Here is a 19,560-nt window from a genome sequence, read left to right as displayed (position 1 = left end):
CGCACGATGGAGGCATGGCGAACCCCTCCAGGCTGCGTGCCGCCGCCCTGACCACGAGCGCCGCGCTGCTGGCCGCCCTGCTGACCGGGTGCGGCGACGGTGCCGGGAACGGGGACCTGACGACGCAGAGACTGGACTGGAAGGACTGCCCGGCCCCGTCCGCGGCGCAGGGCGGCGGCGGTACGCCGTCCCCGCTTCCGGACGGCACCCAGTGGCAGTGCGCCACCATGCGGGCGCCCCTGGACTGGAGCAGGCCCAAGGGCGACACCATCGGCATCGCCCTGATCAGGGCCAGGGCGAGCGGTGACCCGAGCAGGCGGATCGGCTCGCTGATCTTCAACTTCGGCGGCCCCGGCGGCAGCGGCGTCACCACGCTCCCCGCGTTCGGCCAGGACTACGCCACCCTGAACACCCGCTACGACCTGGTGAGCTTCGACCCGCGCGGCGTCGGCCGGAGCATGCCGGTGGAGTGCCAGAGCGACGCCCAGCTCGACCAGTACTTCCAGCAGGACGCCACTCCCGACGACAGCGCCGAGCAGGCCCAGCTCGTCGACCGCACCAAGGAGTTCAACGGCGACTGCGCGAAGCACTCCGAGAAGATCCTGCCGCACGTGCGCACCACCGACGCGGCCCGCGACATGGACCTGATGCGCCAGGTCCTCGGCGACGGCAAGCTGCACTACTTCGGCATCTCCTACGGCACCGAACTCGGCGGCGTCTACGCCCACCTGTTCCCCCGGCGCGTCGGCCGGATGACCCTCGACGCGGTCGTCGACCCCACCGAGGACCCGGAGCAGAGCGCGCTCGGCCAGGCCCAGGGGTTCCAGCTCGCGCTCGACAACTTCGCCCGGGACTGCACGTCGAAGATCGAGGACTGTCCGGTCGGCGACACCCCGCAGGACGTCAAGAACCGCATCGCCACGTTGCTCAGGGACCTGGACAGGAAGCCGATCCCCGGCGCCTTCCCGCGGCAGCTCACCGAGACCGCGGCGACCAACGGCATCGCCCAGGCGCTGTACTCGAAGGACTTCTGGGAGTACCTCACCGAAGGGCTGCAGCAGGCGTACGAGGGCGACGGCAAGATCCTGATGCTGCTGTCCGACTCGATGAACGGGCGCAGCGAGAACGGCGAGTACAGCAACATCACCCCGGCGAACATCGCCATCAACTGCTCCGACGAGAAGCCTCGCTACACCGCGGACGAGATCAGGCGGAAGCTGCCGCAGTTCCGGGCCGTCTCCCCGCTGTTCGGCGACTTCCTGGCCTGGTCCATGCTGAGCTGCGCCGGCTGGGCCGTGCCGGGGTCGGCCGTCCACCCCGACGTGAGCGCGCCGGGAGCGGCGCCCATCCTCGTCGTCGGCAACACCGGCGACCCGGCCACCCCGTACGAGGGCGCGAAGAAGATGGTGGACGCGCTCGGCAAGGGCGTCGGCGTCGAGCTGACGTACAAGGGCCAGGGGCACGGGGCGTACGACAGCAAGAACAAGTGCGTGCAGAGCGCGGTGAACGGATACCTGCTGGACGGGAAGGTGCCGAAGGCGGGCACGGTCTGTTCCTGAACACCCGCCCACCCGAAAACAGCCCGCCCCCGGACAACGCGCAGGTCACAGGCTTATCCACAGCCCGTCACGGGCTTGTTCCCCGCCGCCTACCATGACGGGAACGCCTGCCGCGGCACGACGCGGAGGGCCTGCGAGGGGGGTGCGCATGCTTCGAGTTCTGCGGTGGACGGCCGGGGTGGCCGCGGCGCTGCTGGTGGCCGGGTGCGGTGGGAGCGGCCCGGGCGGGAGCGACGACGAGGGCAGGGGGACGGGCCCGGCCGGACGGGACGGCGCGGCCGGCGCCCCTGCGGCGTCCCCGGCCGGTCCGCCCGCCTCGCTGACCTCGCAGCGGCTCGCCTGGCACCGGTGCGGTGCCACCGGGGGCTCGGCGGCTCCGGGCGACGAATGGCGGTGCGGCACGCTCAGGGTGCCGCTGGACTGGTCGAAGCCCGGCGGTCCGACGATCGGCATCTCACTGATCCGCGCACGCGCCACCGGGAACGACCTGATCGGCTCTCTGCTGTTCAATTTCGGCGGCCCCGGCGGCTCGGGGGTGGAGACGATGCCGTACTACGGCGCCACCGTCTCCAGACTGCGCGAGCGCTACGACCTGGTGAGCTTCGATCCGCGCGGGGTCGGCGCGAGTGAGGGCGTGCGCTGCCGGAGCGACCGGGAGATCGAGGCCGCCGAGGGCGTGGACGCCACGCCGGACAGTCCGGCCGAGGAACGGGCGTACTTCCAGGACGCCGCCGGCTTCGCGAAGGGCTGCCGGAAGGCCGCGGGCCGGCTGCTGGCGCACGTCTCGACCACCGACACCGCACGGGACATGGACCTGCTGCGCCAGGTGCTCGGCGACAGGACGATGCACTACTTCGGCATCTCCTACGGCACCGAACTCGGCGGCGTCTACGCCCACCTGTTCCCCCGGCGCGTCGGCCGGATGATCCTCGACGCGGTGGTCGACCCGACCGCGGACACGGTGGGCCACGCGAAGAACCAGGCGCGGGGCTTCCAGCGGGCGCTGGAGGACTACCTGAGGTCCACCGGCCAGGACCCGCGGGAGGGCACGCGCCGGATAGCGGCGCTGCTGGAGAGGATCGACGCCAGGCCCCTGCCGACCGCGTCCGGGCGGAAGCTGACCCAGACGCTCGCCCTCACCGGCATCATCCTGCCGCTGTACAGCGAGGCCGGCTGGCCCCGGCTGACCGCCGCCCTGAAGTCGGCGGAGCAGGGCGACGGCTCGAAGCTGCTGGCACTCGCGGACCAGTACAACGAGCGCGATTCCTCCGGGCGTTACGGCACCAGGGTCCACTCCCAGCGGGCCATATCGTGCCTGGACGCCGCACAGCGGCCCACGCTCGCCCGGACGAGGAGCCTGCTGCCCGAGTTCGAGCGGATCTCGCCGGTCTTCGGTGACTACCTCGGCTGGGACACGGCCGGCTGGTGCCACGACTGGCCGGTGGCCGGGCAGTACGACACCCCGCGGGTGAGCGCCCCGGGCGCGGCGCCGATCCTGCTCGTCGGCAACACCGGGGACCCGGCGACCCCCTACGAAGGCGCCCGCAGGATGGCGGACGAGCTGGGCAGGGGCGTCGGCGTGGAACTCACCTGGAAGGGCGAGGGACACGGCGCCTACGGCAACGGGAGCGACTGCGTCGACTCGACGGTGAACGCCTACCTGCTCAGCGGCACGGTGCCGAAGGACGGCAAGGTCTGCTCCTGACGGCGGCGGAGCGCGGACGAGGCGTTCCGGCACGGGACGCCGCCGCGCCGGAAGGGACTAGTCCGATCGGGAGGGGTGGTTCCTGTTACTCACTTTCGGGTGATGCCGACCCGGTGCGCAGGACGCCGGGTGGGCGTCACGAGCCGGACGGACCAGTGCTGGAGCGGCCGCATTGCTGACGAAGGTTCAATTCCAGGCGTTGGAGTCATACATGGATGTTGCAGCAGAGAGTCACAGAAATATGTTGAACGCGTAATGCCACGCACATCTCCCCCACAAACCGGGCGCACGGCTTGCACAGTGTGAGTGCGCGGCCGGCCGGCCGCCACCCGCACAACGCACCACCACTGGCCTGCGGCGTTCTCACGTCCGCAGATCCGCATCGGAGGTGCCATGGACTCCTGTAGGGGGATCCTCGTGACCGTTTCCGCATCCGTGCGCCGCATGACCGCCGTCGCCGCCGTGGCGGCCGCCACCGTCGGGGCCGTGGCCCTGCCGGCCTCGGCCGCCGACCACCACCCGGGCCGCCATCACCGCGACAGCGTCTACATCAGCAGCGTGCGGTACGACGCCCCGGGACGCGACGACCGCTCCAACCGCGCCCTCAACAGGGAGTGGGTCGACATCACCAACGACTCGCGCCGCCCGATCAACCTCAGCGGCTGGACCCTGTCCGACAGGGACGGCCACACCTACACCTTCCGCCACTACCGGCTGGCCGGCCGCGCCACCGTCCGCGTCCACACCGGTTACGGCCACGACACCCGCACCGACCTGTTCCAGGACCGCAACCGGTCCGTCTGGGACCGCAACGACACGGCGACCCTGCGCAACGGCTACGGCCGCTTCGTCGACGACGCCTCCTGGGGCCGGGGCGACCGCGACGACCGCGACCACCGCGACCACCACGGCGACCGCGACCACCGCGACCGCGACCACCGCGACCGCCGGTGACGGTCTGCCCACGCCGGTGAGCGCGGACCCGCGGTCCCGCTGAGCTGGTGGGCGTGGCACTCGCCCGGGGGCGTGCCACGCCCACCGCACACCACCAGAAACGCCCGAAGCCCACGGCATCTGAGCTGGTCAGAGCCGTGGGCTTCGGGGTGGCCGCGGGTCGGCGGACGAAAGGTCAGTAGACCGGCTTGTCCGGTTCGATCTGGTTGACCCAGCCGATCACGCCGCCGCCGACGTGCACCGCGTCGGAGAAGCCCGCGGACTTCAGGACCGCGAGGACTTCCGCACTGCGGACACCCGTCTTGCAGTGCAGGACGATCTTCTTGTCCTGCGGCAGGCCCTCCAGGGCGGTGCCCATGAGGAACTCGTTCTTCGGGATCAGGCGGGCGCCCGGGATGGAGACGATCTCGTACTCGTTCGGCTCGCGGACGTCGATGATCTCGATGTTCTCGCCGTCGTCGATCCACTCCTTGAGCTGCTTGGGAGTGATCGTGGAGTCGGCCGCCGCCGCCTGGGCCTCCTCGGACACGACGCCGCAGAAGGCCTCGTAGTCGATGAGCTCGGTGACGGTCGGGTTCTCGCCGCAGACCGCGCAGTCCGGGTCCTTGCGGACCTTGACCTGGCGGTACGTCATCTCCAGGGCGTCGTAGATCATCAGACGGCCGACCAGCGGCTCGCCGATGCCGGCGAGGAGCTTGATGGCCTCGTTGACCTGGATGGAGCCGATGGACGCGCACAGCACGCCCAGCACGCCGCCCTCGGCGCAGGAGGGGACCATGCCGGGGGGCGGGGGCTCCGGGTAGAGGCAGCGGTAGCAGGGGCCGTGCTCGGACCAGAAGACGGACGCCTGGCCGTCGAAGCGGTAGATCGAACCCCACACGTACGGCTTGTTCAGCAGCACGCAGGCGTCGTTGACCAGGTAGCGGGTCGCGAAGTTGTCCGTGCCGTCGACGATCAGGTCGTACTGGCTGAAGATGTCCATCACGTTTTCGGCCTCGAGCCGCTCCTCGTGAAGGACCACGTTCACGTACGGGTTGATGCCCTTGACCGTGTCACGCGCGGACTCCGCCTTGGAGCGGCCGATGTCGGACTGGCTGTGGATGATCTGGCGCTGCAGGTTGGACTCGTCGACCTCGTCGAACTCCACGATGCCGAGCGTGCCCACGCCCGCGGCGGCCATGTACATCAGCGCCGGCGAGCCCAGGCCGCCGGCGCCCACGCAGAGCACCTTGGCGTTCTTCAGCCGCTTCTGCCCGTCCATCCCCACATCGGGGATGATCAGGTGGCGGGAGTACCGGCGGACCTCGTCTACGGTGAGCTCAGAGGCTGGCTCGACCAGGGGTGGCAGCGACACGGGGACTCCGTTGGTCGGTCGATCACTACGGTTGTTCTCCCTGTAACACTGCCACGGGCTTCTTCATTCCGAGACACCTGTTCCGATCCGCGAGACGATTTCGTCCCAGTAGCCGGGCATCGTCTCCCAGGGGTCGGCCCGGCCGCCGCGGGCGGTGCGATCGGTGAGGTAGATCGTGCCCGCGCCCTGCCAGCGGGCGATGCGCAGCGCCTCCTCCAGATGACCGCGCGGCACGCCGTGCACGAAGTGGCAGAAGCGGTCCGGCGGGTAGTCGGCGGTCCACTCGGCGGCCTGCGAGAAGCGGTAGTCGGGCCAGGCGCCCGAGAACGTCACCAACTGGTCGGCGTTCTCCGCGTAACCCGGGTGCGGGTGGCTGCCGTGGCCCAGGACGATGTGGGCGGTGTCACTGATCGCCCGCAGAGTGGTGACCGCCCGGCGGACCTCGGGCAGCGCGCCGCGCCCGGTGGGACACCGGTCGAACAGGAAGCCGTCGACGCGGTACCACTCGAGGTGGCGGTGCGCGTCGGAGAGCAGGTCGCCGAAGGGACGGACGCCGTGGGCGAGGTCCAGGTGACCGAGGACCCGCACGCCCGCGTCGCGCAGTCGGCCCACGGCCTCCAGGCAGTGCGGGTCGGGACGGCTGCCGGGCCCGGCGGCGACGTTGAGCACCACCCAGTCGAGGGGTGCGCCGGGGCGGGCGAGCTCTGCCCACTGGGCCGGGGCGACCAGCGGATGCGCGAAGCCGGGGATGCCGAGCCCGGTACGGACACCGGTGCCGGTGGTGCTCGCCGTGGTACTGGTCAGATGCGGCATGCCGCCTCCATCCAGATGTCGGCGAGGGATTCCTCGAGGCTGATCCGGGGGCGCCAGCCGAGCCGGTCGCGGGCGGTGCGCACATCGGCCTGCTGCCAGCTCCCGCAGCCGTCCGGGTACGGGTAGGCGACCGGGGCGGCGTGCTCGGAGTCGGCGCGGGGGTGGCCGATGGCGCTGCGCAGCGGCCCGGGCGGCGCGTCGAGTTCGTGCAGGGCGCCGCCGTATCCGGCGACCCGGGCGAGGACGGCCGCGGCGTCGCGGAGACGGACGGCGCGGCCGGAGCCGATGTTGATGACGCCCTGCGCGGCGGAGAGCGAGGCGGCGTGCACGGCGCGGGCGACGTCGCGGACGTCGACGAAGTCGCGCTGGACGCCGAGGCCGCCGAGCTTGAGTTCGCCGTCGCCGGACTGCATGGCGCGGCGCATCGCCTCGGCGAGCCGGCCGAGCGGGGAGCCCGCCGGGGTGCCCGGTCCGGCGGGTGAGAAGACACGGAGCACGACCGCGTCGAGGCCGGAGCCGAGGACCAGTTCGGTGGCGGCGAGTTTGCTGACGCCGTAGGGGCCACCGGGGCGGGGCACGGCGTCCTCGGCGGTGGAGGAGCCGGGCTGGCTGGGGCCGTACTCGGAACCGCAGCCGACCTGCACGAGGCGGGCGCCGCAGCCGCTGCGGCGCAGGGCCTCGCAGACGGTGGCGACGGCGACGGTGTTGTGCCGGACGAGGTCGCGGGCGCCGCCCCGGGTAGCGCCGGCGCAGTTGACGACCACTCCGGGATGGACCGCGTCCAGGAAGCGGGTGAGCGCTCCGGGGCTGCCCGAGGCGAGGTCGAAGCGGACGTCGGCGTCGTCCCCGCGGCCGAGCGCGGTGAGCTGGACTGCGGGGTCGGCGAGCAGGCGGTCGGCGACGAAGCGGCCGATGTATCCGTTGGCTCCGATCAGCAGGACCCTCATCGGGCGGCTCCCGGGGCGTGCGCTCCGGCGGCTCCCAAGGCTCCGGACGCGCCGGGCGCTCCGGGCACTCCGGGCGCTCCGTGTCGGGAGGTGGTCATCTGGTCTTCTCCTTCGAAGGGGTGATGCGGTGGCCTGCGGTGGGGGGCCGGACGCCGTGGCGGTGGCCGGGTGCCGCCACGCCCTCGGGGCGGGTGACGGCGGACTCGGCCGGGGCCGGTGGCGGAAGCTTCATTCGGGCGCTCCCGCCGTGGCGTGGGCCGAGGCCCGGGTGAGGGTGCGCAGCGCGTGGACCAGCAGGATCAGCGCGGCCGCGCCGCAGGCGAGCGTCGGCACGGCGGCCGGGCCCCAGGTGTCCACCAGGGCCTGGACGGGCACGCCCAGGAAGGCGCAGCCTGGCAGCCTGGCGGCCAGCGGCAGGGCGAGCGCCGCCGCCTCGGCGACCGCGGCGGCCCCGAGCACGAGCGCGGGGGCGTGCCGGCGACGGTGCACGACGAGGAGGCGGGCGAGCAGCAGGAGGGCGCCCAGGGCGACCCCCTGCGGGTAGGCCGCGCTCTCCCTCAGGGCCGTGCCGCACAGGGCGAGCAGGCCGGTGAGGGCGCCCAGGAACAGGACCAGGACACCGGCCAGCAGCGGCCGGGCGGCACTGGTGAAGTCCTCGAGGCCGCGGCTGCCGGCGAGCCTGCGGCGGGCCCCGGCGGCGAGGAGGTGGGCGCACCAGGCGGCCGGGGCGCAGGCCAGGGTGAGCGCCAGGGCGGGCGCCGCGGTCATCGGCCAGGGGCCGTCGGCGGCGCCGGTGGGCAGGGCGTCGGGCCCGCCCGCCACGACGGCCTCCAGAAGTCCGTCGCCGAGCAGTGCGTACCCGAGCAGCCAGAGCGTCCACGCACGGGTGCCGGCCGCCGTGCGCCAGGGGACGGCGCCGGGTCCTGCGGCGAGGGGGCCGTGGCGCAGGGCGGCGCGTGCCGCCGCGGCCAGGGCGAGGAGGCCCGCGGCGGCCGTCAGCGGGCGGAAGTGGCCGTGGGTGAGGCGCAGTCCGGCCAGGGCGGCCGCGGTGAGCGCTCCGGGCAGGAGGGTGAGCAGGACCCAGCCGGCCCGGACGCGGGGGCCCCGCCCCGGCACGGGGCGGGGGTGCGGCGCGCCGTCGCGGGGCACGCGCGCGTACAGCTCCTCGGCGAGCGAGAAGACGTCGCGGTGCCGGAACCGGGCGGCCGTCCGGTCGGTGACGCCGTGCGCCTCCAGCCCGGCGGCGATCTCCAGCGGGTCCACGGCCCGTTCGCACAGCTCCCGGTGACGGTGCAGCAGGGTCTTGACGGGGTCGGCGGTTCCGCGCCGGACCGGGACCGTGCGGCTTCCGCCGGACCCGGCGCCGGCGTCCGCGGGGGCCGGGTGCGCCGGTCCCCCGGCGCCTGAACCGGCGACTCCCGCGTCCGCGTGCCCCGCCGCGGCCGCTCCGGCGTGCGCCACGGCGCCCGTGAGCCATCCCCGCGACCGCCCGTCCCAGGCCGTACCGCCGGCCGGCATCCCGGCGCGGTCGAGCCCGCCGGGCCGGTCCGAGGCGTACGGCGCGCGCGCACCGCTCACCGCCTGGCCGTCCGGCTCCTCGGCGCCGTCCGGCTCCTCCGCCCCGCTCAGGCCGCCAGCACCCCTCGGTTCCGTGCCGCTGACGGCATCGGCGCGGCGGAGCGCATCCGTTCGGCACAGCGCATCCGTACCGGCGAGCACATCGGCACCGGGGAGCACGTGAGTACCGCGAGGCACATCGCCGGCGCGGCGCACGTCGGTAGCGCCACGCACATCGGCACCGCCGAGCGCATCAGCGCCGCTGAGCACGTCCGTTCCCCTCCGCGTCCCCGTACCGCGCAGCGCCCCCGTGCCCTCGGGCTCGTGTTCGGCCTCCGCGTCGTCGTGGGCGCTCTCCGCCCCGCCGGTGCCGGGCGGGACGCCGCATTCGCCGTCCCTCACAGGGCCCCCTCCGACGCCGCGCCCGAAGTCGCGCGGACCGGGTCGCCGGGTGGCCGGGCGGGCGCCTCTCGGGTGCGTTCCCGGGCCGTGGGGCCGGTCCAGTGGACGGGGACATGGGTTTCGGCCGGTGCGGCGAACGGCAGCGGGTCGCCGGTGTCGCCGAGGACCACCCGGCGCACCGGGTGGTGCGAGACGATCTCCAGGTAGATCCCGTTGAACGCCGCGATGTTCTGCTCGACGGTGAACAGTTCGAGCGCGCGGGCGCGTGCGGCGGCCCCGAGGCGTTCACGGCGCTCGGGGTCGCGCAGCAGCGCCACGCACGCCTCGGCGAACGCCCGGGGGTTGCGCGGCGGTACGACGAGGCCGGTGCCGCCGATGACCTCCACCACCGCGCCGACATCGGTGGACACCGTGGCGCGGCCGCTGAACATGGCCTCCACCAGGGTGTTCGGGAAGCCTTCCACGACGCTGGAGAGGACGACCACGGCACTGCCCGCGTACGCGTCGGGCAGGGTCGGCGCCTCGGGACCGCCGATCTCCTCGAAGGAGACCGGGTTTTCGCCGACCGCGTGCACGCCCTCGGCCTCGTCCGGGAAGAGCTGCGCGGCGAGCACCCGGCAGTGGCCCAGGTAGGCCTCGCCCTCCGCGCCCACGGGCGTGCCGACGATCCGCAGCCGGGCCCTCGGTTCCTCCTTGCGGACCTCGGCGAAGGCGTGCAGCAGCGACACGAGGTCCTTGCCGGGTTCGACGCGTCCCACCCAGCCCAGCGTGTGCGGTTCGGCGCGGTCCGGGGACTCGCCGGCCTCGCTGAAGCGGGAGGCGTCCATGCCGGGGTGCACAGTGCGGATCCGGGCGCGGTCGGCGCCGCAGCGTTCCTGCCAGCGGCGGGCGTGCGCGTTGCCGGGTGTGAGGAGGGTGGCGCGCCGGTAGACCTCGGCGGCCAGCAGGCCGTGGAAGGCGGCGAGCAGGGTGCGTACGGCGGGGGCGGCGTCGTCGGGGCCGAGGGTGAGGTAGTGCGAACGGAGCGGTACGCCGTACTCGGTGACCAGGAGGGGCACTTCGCACAGGTGCCGGGCGATGAGCCCGGGCAGGGCGGTCGCGCCGCCGGCGGTGGCGTGGCAGAGGTCGGCGGCGCCGAGGCCGTCGTCGCGGTACCAGTCGAGCGAGAGGGGGCGCAGGGCCTGTTCGAGGTGGGCGGTGACGGTGAGCAGGTCGGCCACGCGCGCCTCGCGCGCCGTGCGCGGCGCACCGGGGGCGCGGCAGGCGCGCTCCAGCGTGCGCAGGGCGGTGTCGGAGCGGAGGGCGCCGACCAGTCCGCCTTCGTCGCGGGCGAGTTCGGCGAGGCCGTACAGCGCGCTGCCGAAACGGTCCGCCTGGTGCGCGGGCCGGGTCTCGGCGGCTTGGCCGGAGGCGGCGCCCGGCCCGCTGCCGAGAGCCTCGACCATTTCCCCGTAGCACTCGGTGAAGCGCCGGCGCGCGCGCCGGCCGTGGGTGACACCGTCGCCCTCGGCCGTCCAAGGCGGAGCCGTGCGCACCCGGCCGACCTGCGGCGGGAGCGGGAACCGGCCGGCGTCCCGCTGCGACCGGCCGCGGCTGAGCGCGTAGACGTCGAACTCGTGCTGGGCGAGCCCGCGCACGAGCCGGTCGCACCAGAGCCCGGCGTCACCGCCCACATCCGGGTAGCCACTCTCTGTAAGCAGTCCGATGCGCACGTGTGCACCCCCGATCTCCGTGAGTGGGAAGCCGCCTTCGTCCCGGCGGCTCGCAGCGGCACGAACGTATGCGGACAAGGCGGTGGCGCGACGGACGGTTGTCCATCGCGCCACCAGAAGGGGTGAACGGGCGTGACTTTCCGGTGCGGGTCGCGTTCTGTCGCGCTATGACTGCGGAAGGTGATCGTCCGCGCGGGAGGCGTTACGCGGCGGCCAGCTCCCGCCGGGCCGCCCGCCGCTCGGCCGCCAGCCGCGGGTCGAGCGCGGGCACGGCGGCAAGGAGCTGCTTCGTATACGGCTCGCGCGGGGCGTCGTACACCTCGTCCACGGGCCCGTACTCGACGATCCGGCCGTGGCGCATCACCGCGACCCGGTCGCTGACCTGGCGGACCACGGCGAGGTCGTGCGCGATGAACACGAGCGCGAGGCCGAGTTCCCGCTGCAGCTCGCCGAGGAGCGCGACCACCTGGGCCTGCGTGGTGACGTCGAGCGCGGAGACCGGCTCGTCCAGGACGATGACGCGCGGGTCGGCGGCGAGCGCCCGGGCGATGCCCACGCGCTGGCGCTGGCCGCCGCTGAACTCGTGCGGGTAGCGGTCGTAGTGCGCCGCCTCCAGCCCCACGCGCTCCAGCAGTTCGCCCACCCGCGCCCGGATGCTCCGCTCGTCCCGCTCTCCCCGCGCGCGGAGCGGGTCCGCGATGGACTCGCCCACGCTGCGGCGGGGGTTGAGGGAGGAGACGGGATCCTGGAAGACCATCTGGACGGACGGGTCCACGCCGGTGTGCGGGCGTCCCGCGTAATGGATGGCGCCGGCGGTCGGCTCCAGCAGCCCGACCAGCATGCGGCCCAGCGTCGTCTTGCCGCTGCCGCTCTCCCCCACGACGCCCAGGGTCTCGCCCCGGCGGACGGTCAGCGAGACGTCCTCCACGGCCGGGAACGCGCGTTTGCCGCGCCCGAACTCGCGCCGCAGGCCGGTGGCCTCCAGCACGGCCTCCCCGGCCGCCGGTGAGGCGGCCCGCGGCGCGTCCACGCGGGGTACGGCGTCGAGCAGCTCGCGGGTGTACGCCTGCCCGGGCGCCGCCAGGACCGTGCCGACGGGGCCGTGTTCGACGGCCCTGCCGTGCCTCATGACCAGCACCTCGTCGACGCTCTCGGCGGCGACCCCGACGTCATGGGTGACGAGCAGCAGGCCCATGCCGGTCTCCTCGCGCAGCGTGTGCAGCAGGTCGAGGATCTGGGCCTGGACGGTGACGTCGAGGGCGGTGGTGGGCTCGTCGGCGATCAGCAGGTCCGGCTCGCAGGCGAGCGCCATGGCGATCAGGGCGCGCTGGCGCATGCCGCCGCTGAACTCGTGCGGGCGGGAGCGGGACCGCCGTGCGGCGTCCGGGATGCCGACCCGGTCCAGCACCTCGACGGCACGCGCGCGTGCGGCGCGGCGCGACACGCGCGCGTGCACGCGGTGGACCTCGGCGATCTGGTCGCCGATCGCGTAGTACGGGTCGAGCGAGGACAGCGGGTCCTGGAAGACCATGGCCGCCTTGGCGCCGCGCAGCCGGCGCAGTTCCTCGTCCGAGGCCCGCCGCACGTCCGTGCCCGCGACGCGGACCGAACCGCCGACCCGGGCCCCGGTGCCCCGGTGCAGACCGAGCAGGGCGCCGGCGACGGTGGACTTGCCGGAACCGGATTCGCCGACCAGCGCGAGGGCCTCGCCGCGCGCCAGCCGGAAGGAGAGTCCGTCCACGGCGCGCACGGTCCCGAACTCCACGGTCAGGTCCTTGACCTCGACCAGGCTCATGCGAGTACCACCCGTCGGTCGGCCACCGCGTACAGGACGTCCGCGACGGCGTTGGCGATGACCACGAAGAAGCCGATGACCAGGACCATGCCGACGACGACCGGCAGGTCGACCACCTTGACCGCGTGGACAAGTTCCTGTCCGATGCCGGGGAGCCCGAAGAGGGTCTCGGTGAGGACGGCGCCACCGACGGCCCCGCCGAAGTTGTTGGCGTTCAGCGCGATGACCGGCGCGAGCGCGCCGCGCAGGGCGTGCCGCCCGACCACCGAGCGCTCGGCGACCCCGTACGCGCGGAACGTCCGTACGTGGTCCTCGGCGAGGGTCTCCAGCATGGCCGCCCGGGTCAGGCGCGCGAACGCCGCGGCCTCGATGAGGGCGAGCGAGAGCCAGGGCAGCAGCAGGTTCCACGCCCACTGCTCGGGATCGTCGGTGAGCTTCACGTACTGCGGGAAGGGCAGGAGGCGCAGCTCCCCGCAGACCACGATCATCAGGACCAGGCCGATGACGAAGACGGGCGTGGCCGTGCCGGCGAGGGTGACGGCGGTCAGCGCCCGCTCGGTGAACCGGCCGCGCCGCCAGGCGGAGAGCACCCCGGTGCCGACGCCCAGGACGAGCCAGATCACCATCGCGCCGGACACCAGCGACAGGCTGACCGGGAGCTTGGCCAGGATGACGTCCGTCACCTGCCGGTCGCTCTGGTAGGAGAGCCCGAGGCAGGGCGCCGGGCAGTGGGCCACCGAGGTGCCGGTCGAGTAGTCCTGGCCGGCGACGATGCCCCGCAGGAAGTGCCAGTAGCGCAGGTACAGGGGGTCGTCGAGGTGGAGCTGCTGGGCGACCTGGTGGACCTGGGCGGGCGAGCAGCGCGGGCCGCAGCTGATCTGGGCGACGTTGCCGGGGGTGACGTAGAAGACGACGTAGATGATCACCGAGATGGCGAGCAGGGTGATCAGGGCGCCGACGGCGCGGCGCAGTACGAAACCGCCGAACCCGCTCATGCGGCGTCCTCCTTTCCGGTCCCGGCCGCGCCGGCCGCAGTCCCCCCGGCCGCCCGGCCCTCGCCCTTGGCGCCGGTGCCGACCCGCAGCCGGGAGGCCGCGCGCGGGTCGAGGGCGGTGCGCACGCCGTCGCCGAGGACGGTCAGCGCGACGACGGTGACGAAGAGGGCCCCGGCGGGCAGCAGCAGGTACTGGGGCGCCGCCTGGTACCAGACGTCGGCGGCGGTGAGCATCTGTCCCCAGGACGGCGTCGGCGGCTTGACGCCCACGCCGAGGAAGGACAGGGCCGCCTCGATCGAGATGTTGATGGGCACGAGCAGCGCGGCGTACGTGATGACGGGCGCGGCGAGCCCGGGCAGCAGCTCGCGGCGGGCGATCCGCCAGGTGCCCCAGCCGCTGAGCCGGGCGGCGGCCACATGGTCGAGCCCCTTGAGGGTGAACGTCTGCGCGCGTGTGATCTTGGCGATGTTGCCCCAGGCGATCAGGCCGATCACGAAGGTGACCAGGACGGGCCGCGGAAAGCTCGTCGGGACGATGGCGAGCAGCGCGAGGGCCATGATCATCAGCGGCAGGGCGATGATGATGTCGGTGATCCGGCTCAACAGTTGATCAATGAACCGGCTGCCGAGCGCCGAGGCGACGCCGATCAGCACGCCGAGGGTCACCTGGATCACGGTCGCGGCCAGCGCGACGCCCAGCGAGACCCGCGCCCCGTACACCAGCCGGGCGAACAGGTCGCGGCCGGTCTGCGGCTCGACGCCCAGCCAGTGGCCGCCGCCGGCGCCGCCGAACGAGCCGATGGGCACGCCCCCGCGGGCGGAGTCGATCAGGGAGGGGTGGTAGGTGGTGGGGTCCTGGCCCTCAAGGGCGGTGAGCAGCGGCGCGGCGAGCGCGACCAGGACGAGCAGCGCCACGACGGCCGCGGCGACCAGGGCGGCGCGCTGCGCCCGCAGCCGCCGCCAGAACTGACGGGCCCCCGAGGCCCCCGGGACGGTGGTGTCCGTCCCGGGGGCCTGGGTGGCGACGAGTGCCTCGCTCACGGCCTTACTTCACCGCGACCTGGGAGATGTCGAGCACGCCGGTCCAGTCGCTGATGACGATGTTCCTGACGTCCTGGCCGTACAGGCGCTTGTAGACCGGGTGGAACAGCGGCACCACGAGGGCCTGCTCGCCGATCTTCTTGTCCAGCGCGCCCCACCGCTCGGCGGCCGCGTCGAGGTCGGTCAGCTTGTTGATCGCGTCGATCTCGGCATTGACCGACTTGTCGTCGAGCAGGCCCGTGTTGAAGTTCGCGCCGTCCTTGACGATCTGCCGGCCGTCGAAGATCGGGGCGAGGAAAGGACCGCCGGAGGGCCAGTCGGCACCCCAGTGGGCGAGGAAGAAGCCCGGCTCGGTCTTCACGTTGTGGATCTTGTCCGCGTAGTCGTTCTCCTCCAGGCCCTGCAGCTTGACCGTGATGCCGGCCTTCTTCAGCGCGTCCTGGATCGCGGTCGCGATCTCGGGGCTGGTCTCGAAGTCCTTGCTGTTCGAGTGGGTCAGCGTGACGGTGAGACCGTTCTTGTGGCCGGCCTGCGCCAGCAGTTCCCTGGCCTTGGCCGCGTTGCCGGACTTGCCCGCCGGGAACGGGTCGTAGGGCGTGTAGCCGAAGGACTTCTGGTCGGGCAGGAAGGTGGTGGCGGGCTCGGCGAGCGCGCTGCCGCCGGCCGCGTTGACCACGGACGAGCGGTCGACGGCGTAGGCGATCGCCTGCCGGACCTTCGGGTCGTCGAACGGCTTCGCCTTCGGGTTGAAGGCGATGTAGTTCGTGTAGCCGAAGTGGCCGGTGCCGACCCGTGCGGCCAGCGCCTTGTCGCCGGTGACCTTGGCGAGCTCGGCCGGGCCGAGGTTGGTGTCCGTGGTGACCGCGGCGGCGTCCGCTCCCTGGGAGGCGGACAGCCGCTGGTTGATCACGGAGGAGTCCAGGCCGGAGCGGACGTCGACGGTGTCCGGGTAGGCCTTGCGCTCGGCGTCGACGGCCGTGGACCAGTACGGGTTGCGCTTCAGGACGAGGTGCTCGCCGTCGTTCTCGTTGCTGACGACCTTGTAGGGGCCGGACGAGACCGGGTGCTGCTCGTACTTCGTGCCCGTGTCCTTGGCCTCGGGCACGGGCGTGAACTGGGTCTGGGTGGCCAGGTAGGGGAACTCGCCCTCGGGCTTGTTCAGGTGGAAGACGATGGTCCGCTCGTCCGGCGTCTCGATCGCGGACAGGCCCTTCTTGTCCTTGTACGGGCCCTGATAGTCGGCGGCGCCGGCCAGCCAGTCCCGCAGGTAGGGCGCGCCGCCCGACAGCTCGGGCGCGAAGGAGCGCTCGATGCCGTACTTGACGTCGGCGGAAGTGATCGGGGTGCCGTCCTCGTACTTCAGGCCCTTGCGCAGGGTGTACGTCCACACGGTCGCGTTCTTGCTGGGGCGCCCGGTGTCGGTGGCGAGGTCGGGGACGACCTCGGCGCCGGCCGCGCCGTTCTCGCGGTTGCGGGTGGTGAGGGTGCGGAAGACGAGCGAGGGGACGTTGCCGCCGCCGGAGGTGTAAAGGCGGGCGGGGTCGAAGTCCTGCTGCGGGTTGGAGTTCAGCACCGTGAGCGTGCCGCCCTTGTGCGGCGCGGAGTCGCCGGCCGGGCCCTTGGCATCGTTGTCCTCCGGGCCGCAGGCGGCGGCGCCCGCTGCCACGACCAGGCTGACGGATGCCGCTGCCACGCGGCGCGCTATGACGGACGGTTGACGCATCGGAATGACGACCTCTCGGGGCTGAATCGAGGATTTCTCGACAAGTGAGACAGATGGACGAGGAGTGAGACGGCTGCGGGCAGACGTCGGCCCCGGCGTCGGGTCGTCGAAGACACCCGTGACACGGTCACGGACGGAATGAGGGAGATGAGTCGCGACGCGAACGCCAGGGAGGCGGCGTCAGCGACAGTGGATGTCGGCCACGCAGAGCGCGGTCACACCGAACAGCGCCAGCTCGATGGCTGCGCTGCGCGAGGCGGTGTGACGGGACGACATGCCGAGAAATATGAACGAACTTGCGACTCATGTCAATCTGACATAAGCGCCGCCTGTCAACTCCTCGGATACGGCCAGGGGTTGGGTCGGCAGTGGATTCCGTCGTGATCGAGGAACTTGGTCTGCTGCTGCATGACCGGAGCGAGTTCGCCGTCCTTGTCGCAGGTCACATGACCATGGCCGAGCCGGTGGCCGACTTCGTGATTGATCAGCATTTGCCGGTATGCGTGGATTTTGTCCCCGTAGGTGACACTGCCCTGGGCCCACCGGTAGGCGTTGATCATCACGCGTTCGGTGGACGCCGAGTCGCAGGAGACGTTGTCCTCGGTGGTGTCCAGGCCCGACTTGGCACACCACTTGGCGGTGGTGCCCGGACTGGCGAGCGTGATCACGAAGTCCGGCTTGCCGGAGGAGACCCGCTCGAAGGTACGGGCGCCGTCATGGGCCCAACTGCGGTCGTCGTTCAGCGTCTTCTGCACTGCCTCGGCGAACAGCGCGCCGTCCAGGCCGAGTCCCTGCTCGACGTCCACCCGGTAGGTGTACTTCTGGCCCCTGCCGGGCGCCCTGTCGAGGCCCGGGACCGCGTCGAACTTCCCGGACCCCCGCAGGTCGGCGCTGAGCGGGTACGTGCGGGCCATCTTCTGGTCGTAGGTGAGCGCCGCCACGCTCGGCGCGGTGGACGGGGCCGCGCCGGCGGCCTGGGCGCCGTCCGCCCGGCCGGTGGCGGTCCGCGCCCGCACGCCGCTGCCGTCAGGGCTGTCGGCGACCTGACCGGCGACGACGATCGCCAGGGCGGTGGTCACGGCCGCGGCCGCGATGCCGGTGAAGGCCCGGCTCCTGCCGCCGGGGCGCTGAGCGGGCACGGTGGCCTCGGGCCCGTCGCCGCCCGACCCGGACCCGGCGCCCGTAGCCGCCGGTTCCGGGTCGGGGCCGTCCTGTCCACCGCCGGGTGCGGCGCGGCGGCCGGGGCCGGACTCGAAGACGTCGATGTCCTCGGCGAAGGCGTCGAGGTACTCCTGCCGGGGGCCGCCCTGCCGCCGGCGCTGCCTCGGCAGGGCCGTACCGGGCCCGCCGCCCGCACCCTTCCGGGCGCCCGAAGCCGCTGCCGACCCCGTCGGGGACCCGGCGCCGGCCCCGGCGCCGCCGTCGGCCGCACCCCTGACCTCACCCCAGCCGCCCCCGGCCTCACGCTGCTCGGGATGCCCGCCACGGGCCCGGGAGGCACCGCCGCCGAACCGCGGCACCCCCTGTGCGGGGGTGCCGTCGGGCAGCCGGGGCACCCCTTGAGCGGGCGTGCCGTCCGGCGGTCGCGGCGCCCCGCGACCAGGCGTGCCGGCCGGGAAGCCGGGCGCCCCCTGCGCCGGGCGCTGTGCCGCCTCCTGGGCGGCCGGGCCGCCCGGGAACTGCCGCTGCCCGGGCAGCCGGACCTCGCGTCCGGCCCCTGGGGCCGCGCCCCGCGCCTCTCCCTGTTCGTTTATGTCCGTGGAGCCGGCCTTGGCGGCCGGTCCTCGGCGACTGTGGCGTCCCACCAGCCCTCAGCTCTCCGTGTCCTCGGCGGAATCGCCGTCCGGTGTCGCGGCCTGCGCGAGGAGTTCCCGGAACGCCCCCGCGACCACCTCCGGGTACTCCATCATCGCCACGTGCCCCGCCTCCGGCAGCGACAGCAGACGCGAGTCGCGGAAGGAGCGGGCCGCCTTGCGGGCCATGCGGAAGCCGACGAGCTGGTCGCGGCCGCCGTAGATCAGCAGGGTCGGGGCGAGGACGCGCTCGGCCTGGCGCCACAGCCCGTGCTGACCGCCCAGGGTGTAGGCGTTGACGATACCGCGCGCGGAGCGTGCCATCGCGTCCCAGAAATAGGGCAGTTGCAGCCGCCGCTCCAGTTCCTCGACGGCGTGCCCGAACGCCTCGGCGGACACGCGTGCCGGGTCGCCGTAGCAGAGCGCCATGACGCCGCGCACCCGCTGCTCGGGCGTCCACTCCCGGGTGAGCCGGGTGAACAGCGCGGCGATGCCGGGGACGCCCAGCAGCCCCGTCGGCACCGCGGTCCGCTGGATCCGCAGCTCGGGCAGGGCGGGCGACACAAGGGTGAGCGTCCGGACGAGATCCGGCCGTACGGCGGCCACGCGCGTGGCGACCGCGCCGCCGAGGGAGTTGCCGAAAAGGTGCACCGGGCCGCGGCCGACGGCGTCGAGACAGCGGATGACCGCGCGCGCGTGCCCGGTGATGGAGTAGTCGCCGTCGTCCGGGGGCGGGGAGTCGCCGAAGCCGGGCAGGTCGACCGCCTCGCCGTCCACGTCGCCGTCCAGCTCGGCCATCAGCGCCGACCAGTTCTGCGAGGAACCGCCGAGCCCGTGGACGAAGAACGCGGGCGGCAGCCCCTCACGCGCGGGCGGCCGCGAACGCACCGAAAGGGTGACCCCCGGGAGCCCCACCGACCTCAGCCGCTCGCCCTCGCCGACCCGGACGGGCGCGACCCTGGGAAGGACACTTGCGGCCGGAACGGACGGCGACTCGGTCGAAGACATGCGCCAATGTTACGAGACGATCACATAGCGGCTCATGTGTTCGCCGTCACAGAGGAGGGCCCGCCATGACGGGGGCAGGACCGGGAACCCGGCGCGGACCGGACGGGGCGACGCCCCGCCCGGGAGCCGCGCGACCGCAGGGGCGACGGGCGTCCACGGCATGGCACCGCGACGCGGTGTCTCCTAGGCTCTGACACAGGGCA

Annotated in this window: 16 protein-coding genes; 3 read left to right on the top strand and 13 right to left on the bottom strand. The window is 73.4% G+C overall.

The window, feature by feature from the left end; translation table 11 throughout:
- Positions 1 to 14: 14 nt before the first annotated feature.
- The 3 genes from ACFQ9Z_RS20145 to ACFQ9Z_RS20135 all read left to right on the top strand — a co-directional run bounded on the left by ACFQ9Z_RS20145 (position 15) and on the right by ACFQ9Z_RS20135 (position 4,218).
- Positions 15 to 1,559: an alpha/beta hydrolase gene (locus tag ACFQ9Z_RS20145; RefSeq protein WP_383019439.1), complete on the top strand. Its 1,545-nt coding sequence runs from the start codon at positions 15 to 17 to the stop codon at positions 1,557 to 1,559.
- 148 nt (positions 1,560 to 1,707) lie between these two features.
- Entirely contained in the window at positions 1,708 to 3,264 is a 1,557-nt protein-coding gene (locus tag ACFQ9Z_RS20140) for an alpha/beta hydrolase (protein ID WP_383019436.1), read from the top strand.
- Positions 3,265 to 3,708: 444 nt separating this feature from the next.
- Positions 3,709 to 4,218: a lamin tail domain-containing protein gene (locus ACFQ9Z_RS20135; RefSeq protein WP_383019920.1), complete on the top strand. Its 510-nt coding sequence runs from the start codon at positions 3,709 to 3,711 to the stop codon at positions 4,216 to 4,218.
- A 175-nt stretch (positions 4,219 to 4,393) separates the two neighbouring features.
- On the opposite strand, the gene moeZ is transcribed toward ACFQ9Z_RS20135, so the two are convergent.
- The 13 genes from moeZ to ACFQ9Z_RS20070 all read right to left on the bottom strand — a co-directional run bounded on the left by moeZ (position 4,394) and on the right by ACFQ9Z_RS20070 (position 19,357).
- Positions 4,394 to 5,572 (bottom strand): adenylyltransferase/sulfurtransferase MoeZ, encoded by a 1,179-nt coding sequence (gene moeZ / locus ACFQ9Z_RS20130; protein ID WP_383019431.1) that lies wholly within the window; start codon positions 5,570 to 5,572, stop codon positions 4,394 to 4,396.
- A gap of 63 nt (positions 5,573 to 5,635) precedes the next feature.
- Entirely contained in the window at positions 5,636 to 6,385 is a 750-nt protein-coding gene (locus ACFQ9Z_RS20125) for a spherulation-specific family 4 protein (RefSeq protein WP_383019428.1), read from the bottom strand.
- The gene (locus ACFQ9Z_RS20120; protein WP_143627199.1) at positions 6,373 to 7,332 is read right to left on the bottom strand and encodes an NAD(P)-dependent oxidoreductase; all 960 of its coding nucleotides are present in this window, start codon (positions 7,330 to 7,332) and stop codon (positions 6,373 to 6,375) included. The genes ACFQ9Z_RS20125 and ACFQ9Z_RS20120 overlap by 13 nt, the downstream gene beginning before the upstream one ends.
- A gap of 94 nt (positions 7,333 to 7,426) precedes the next feature.
- Positions 7,427 to 7,564 (bottom strand): hypothetical protein, encoded by a 138-nt coding sequence (locus tag ACFQ9Z_RS20115; RefSeq protein ID WP_383019423.1) that lies wholly within the window; start codon positions 7,562 to 7,564, stop codon positions 7,427 to 7,429.
- The gene (locus ACFQ9Z_RS20110) at positions 7,561 to 8,850 is read right to left on the bottom strand and encodes a hypothetical protein (RefSeq protein ID WP_383019917.1); all 1,290 of its coding nucleotides are present in this window, start codon (positions 8,848 to 8,850) and stop codon (positions 7,561 to 7,563) included. Before ACFQ9Z_RS20110 ends, ACFQ9Z_RS20115 begins: the two co-directional genes overlap by 4 nt.
- Positions 8,851 to 9,287: 437 nt before the next feature.
- Positions 9,288 to 11,003, bottom strand: coding sequence for a DUF3492 domain-containing protein (locus ACFQ9Z_RS20105; protein WP_383019420.1), 1,716 nt, complete (start codon positions 11,001 to 11,003; stop codon positions 9,288 to 9,290).
- A 202-nt stretch (positions 11,004 to 11,205) separates the two neighbouring features.
- Positions 11,206 to 12,798, bottom strand: a complete 1,593-nt coding sequence (locus tag ACFQ9Z_RS20100) for a dipeptide ABC transporter ATP-binding protein (protein ID WP_383019417.1) — start codon at positions 12,796 to 12,798, stop codon at positions 11,206 to 11,208.
- Positions 12,795 to 13,793, bottom strand: a complete 999-nt coding sequence (locus ACFQ9Z_RS20095; RefSeq protein ID WP_383019413.1) for an ABC transporter permease — start codon at positions 13,791 to 13,793, stop codon at positions 12,795 to 12,797. Before ACFQ9Z_RS20095 ends, ACFQ9Z_RS20100 begins: the two co-directional genes overlap by 4 nt.
- Positions 13,790 to 14,833 (bottom strand): ABC transporter permease, encoded by a 1,044-nt coding sequence (locus tag ACFQ9Z_RS20090; RefSeq protein ID WP_383019409.1) that lies wholly within the window; start codon positions 14,831 to 14,833, stop codon positions 13,790 to 13,792. The genes ACFQ9Z_RS20095 and ACFQ9Z_RS20090 overlap by 4 nt, the downstream gene beginning before the upstream one ends.
- A 4-nt stretch (positions 14,834 to 14,837) precedes the next feature.
- Positions 14,838 to 16,556, bottom strand: a complete 1,719-nt coding sequence (locus ACFQ9Z_RS20085) for an ABC transporter substrate-binding protein (RefSeq protein ID WP_383019405.1) — start codon at positions 16,554 to 16,556, stop codon at positions 14,838 to 14,840.
- Between the two features lie 180 nt (positions 16,557 to 16,736).
- On the bottom strand, positions 16,737 to 16,832 hold the full coding sequence (locus tag ACFQ9Z_RS20080) for an Ms4533A family Cys-rich leader peptide (RefSeq protein ID WP_383019402.1): 96 nt from the start codon (positions 16,830 to 16,832) through the stop codon (positions 16,737 to 16,739).
- Positions 16,833 to 16,888: 56 nt separating this feature from the next.
- Complete coding sequence (locus tag ACFQ9Z_RS20075) at positions 16,889 to 18,361, bottom strand: DUF3152 domain-containing protein (protein WP_383019399.1); 1,473 nt, start codon at positions 18,359 to 18,361, stop codon at positions 16,889 to 16,891.
- Positions 18,362 to 18,367: 6 nt separating this feature from the next.
- Positions 18,368 to 19,357 carry an alpha/beta fold hydrolase gene (locus tag ACFQ9Z_RS20070; RefSeq protein ID WP_383019395.1) on the bottom strand — a complete coding sequence of 330 codons (990 nt, stop codon included), beginning with the start codon at positions 19,355 to 19,357 and terminating at the stop codon, positions 18,368 to 18,370.
- Positions 19,358 to 19,560 lie beyond the last annotated feature (203 nt).

The organism is Streptomyces sp. NPDC056580 (assembly GCF_042793175.1).
In the GTDB taxonomy this organism is placed as follows: Bacteria; Actinomycetota; Actinomycetes; order Streptomycetales; family Streptomycetaceae; genus Streptomyces.
The sequence above is the reverse complement of the archived record's forward strand: the minus strand, read 5'-3'. Positions and strand labels throughout refer to the sequence as shown.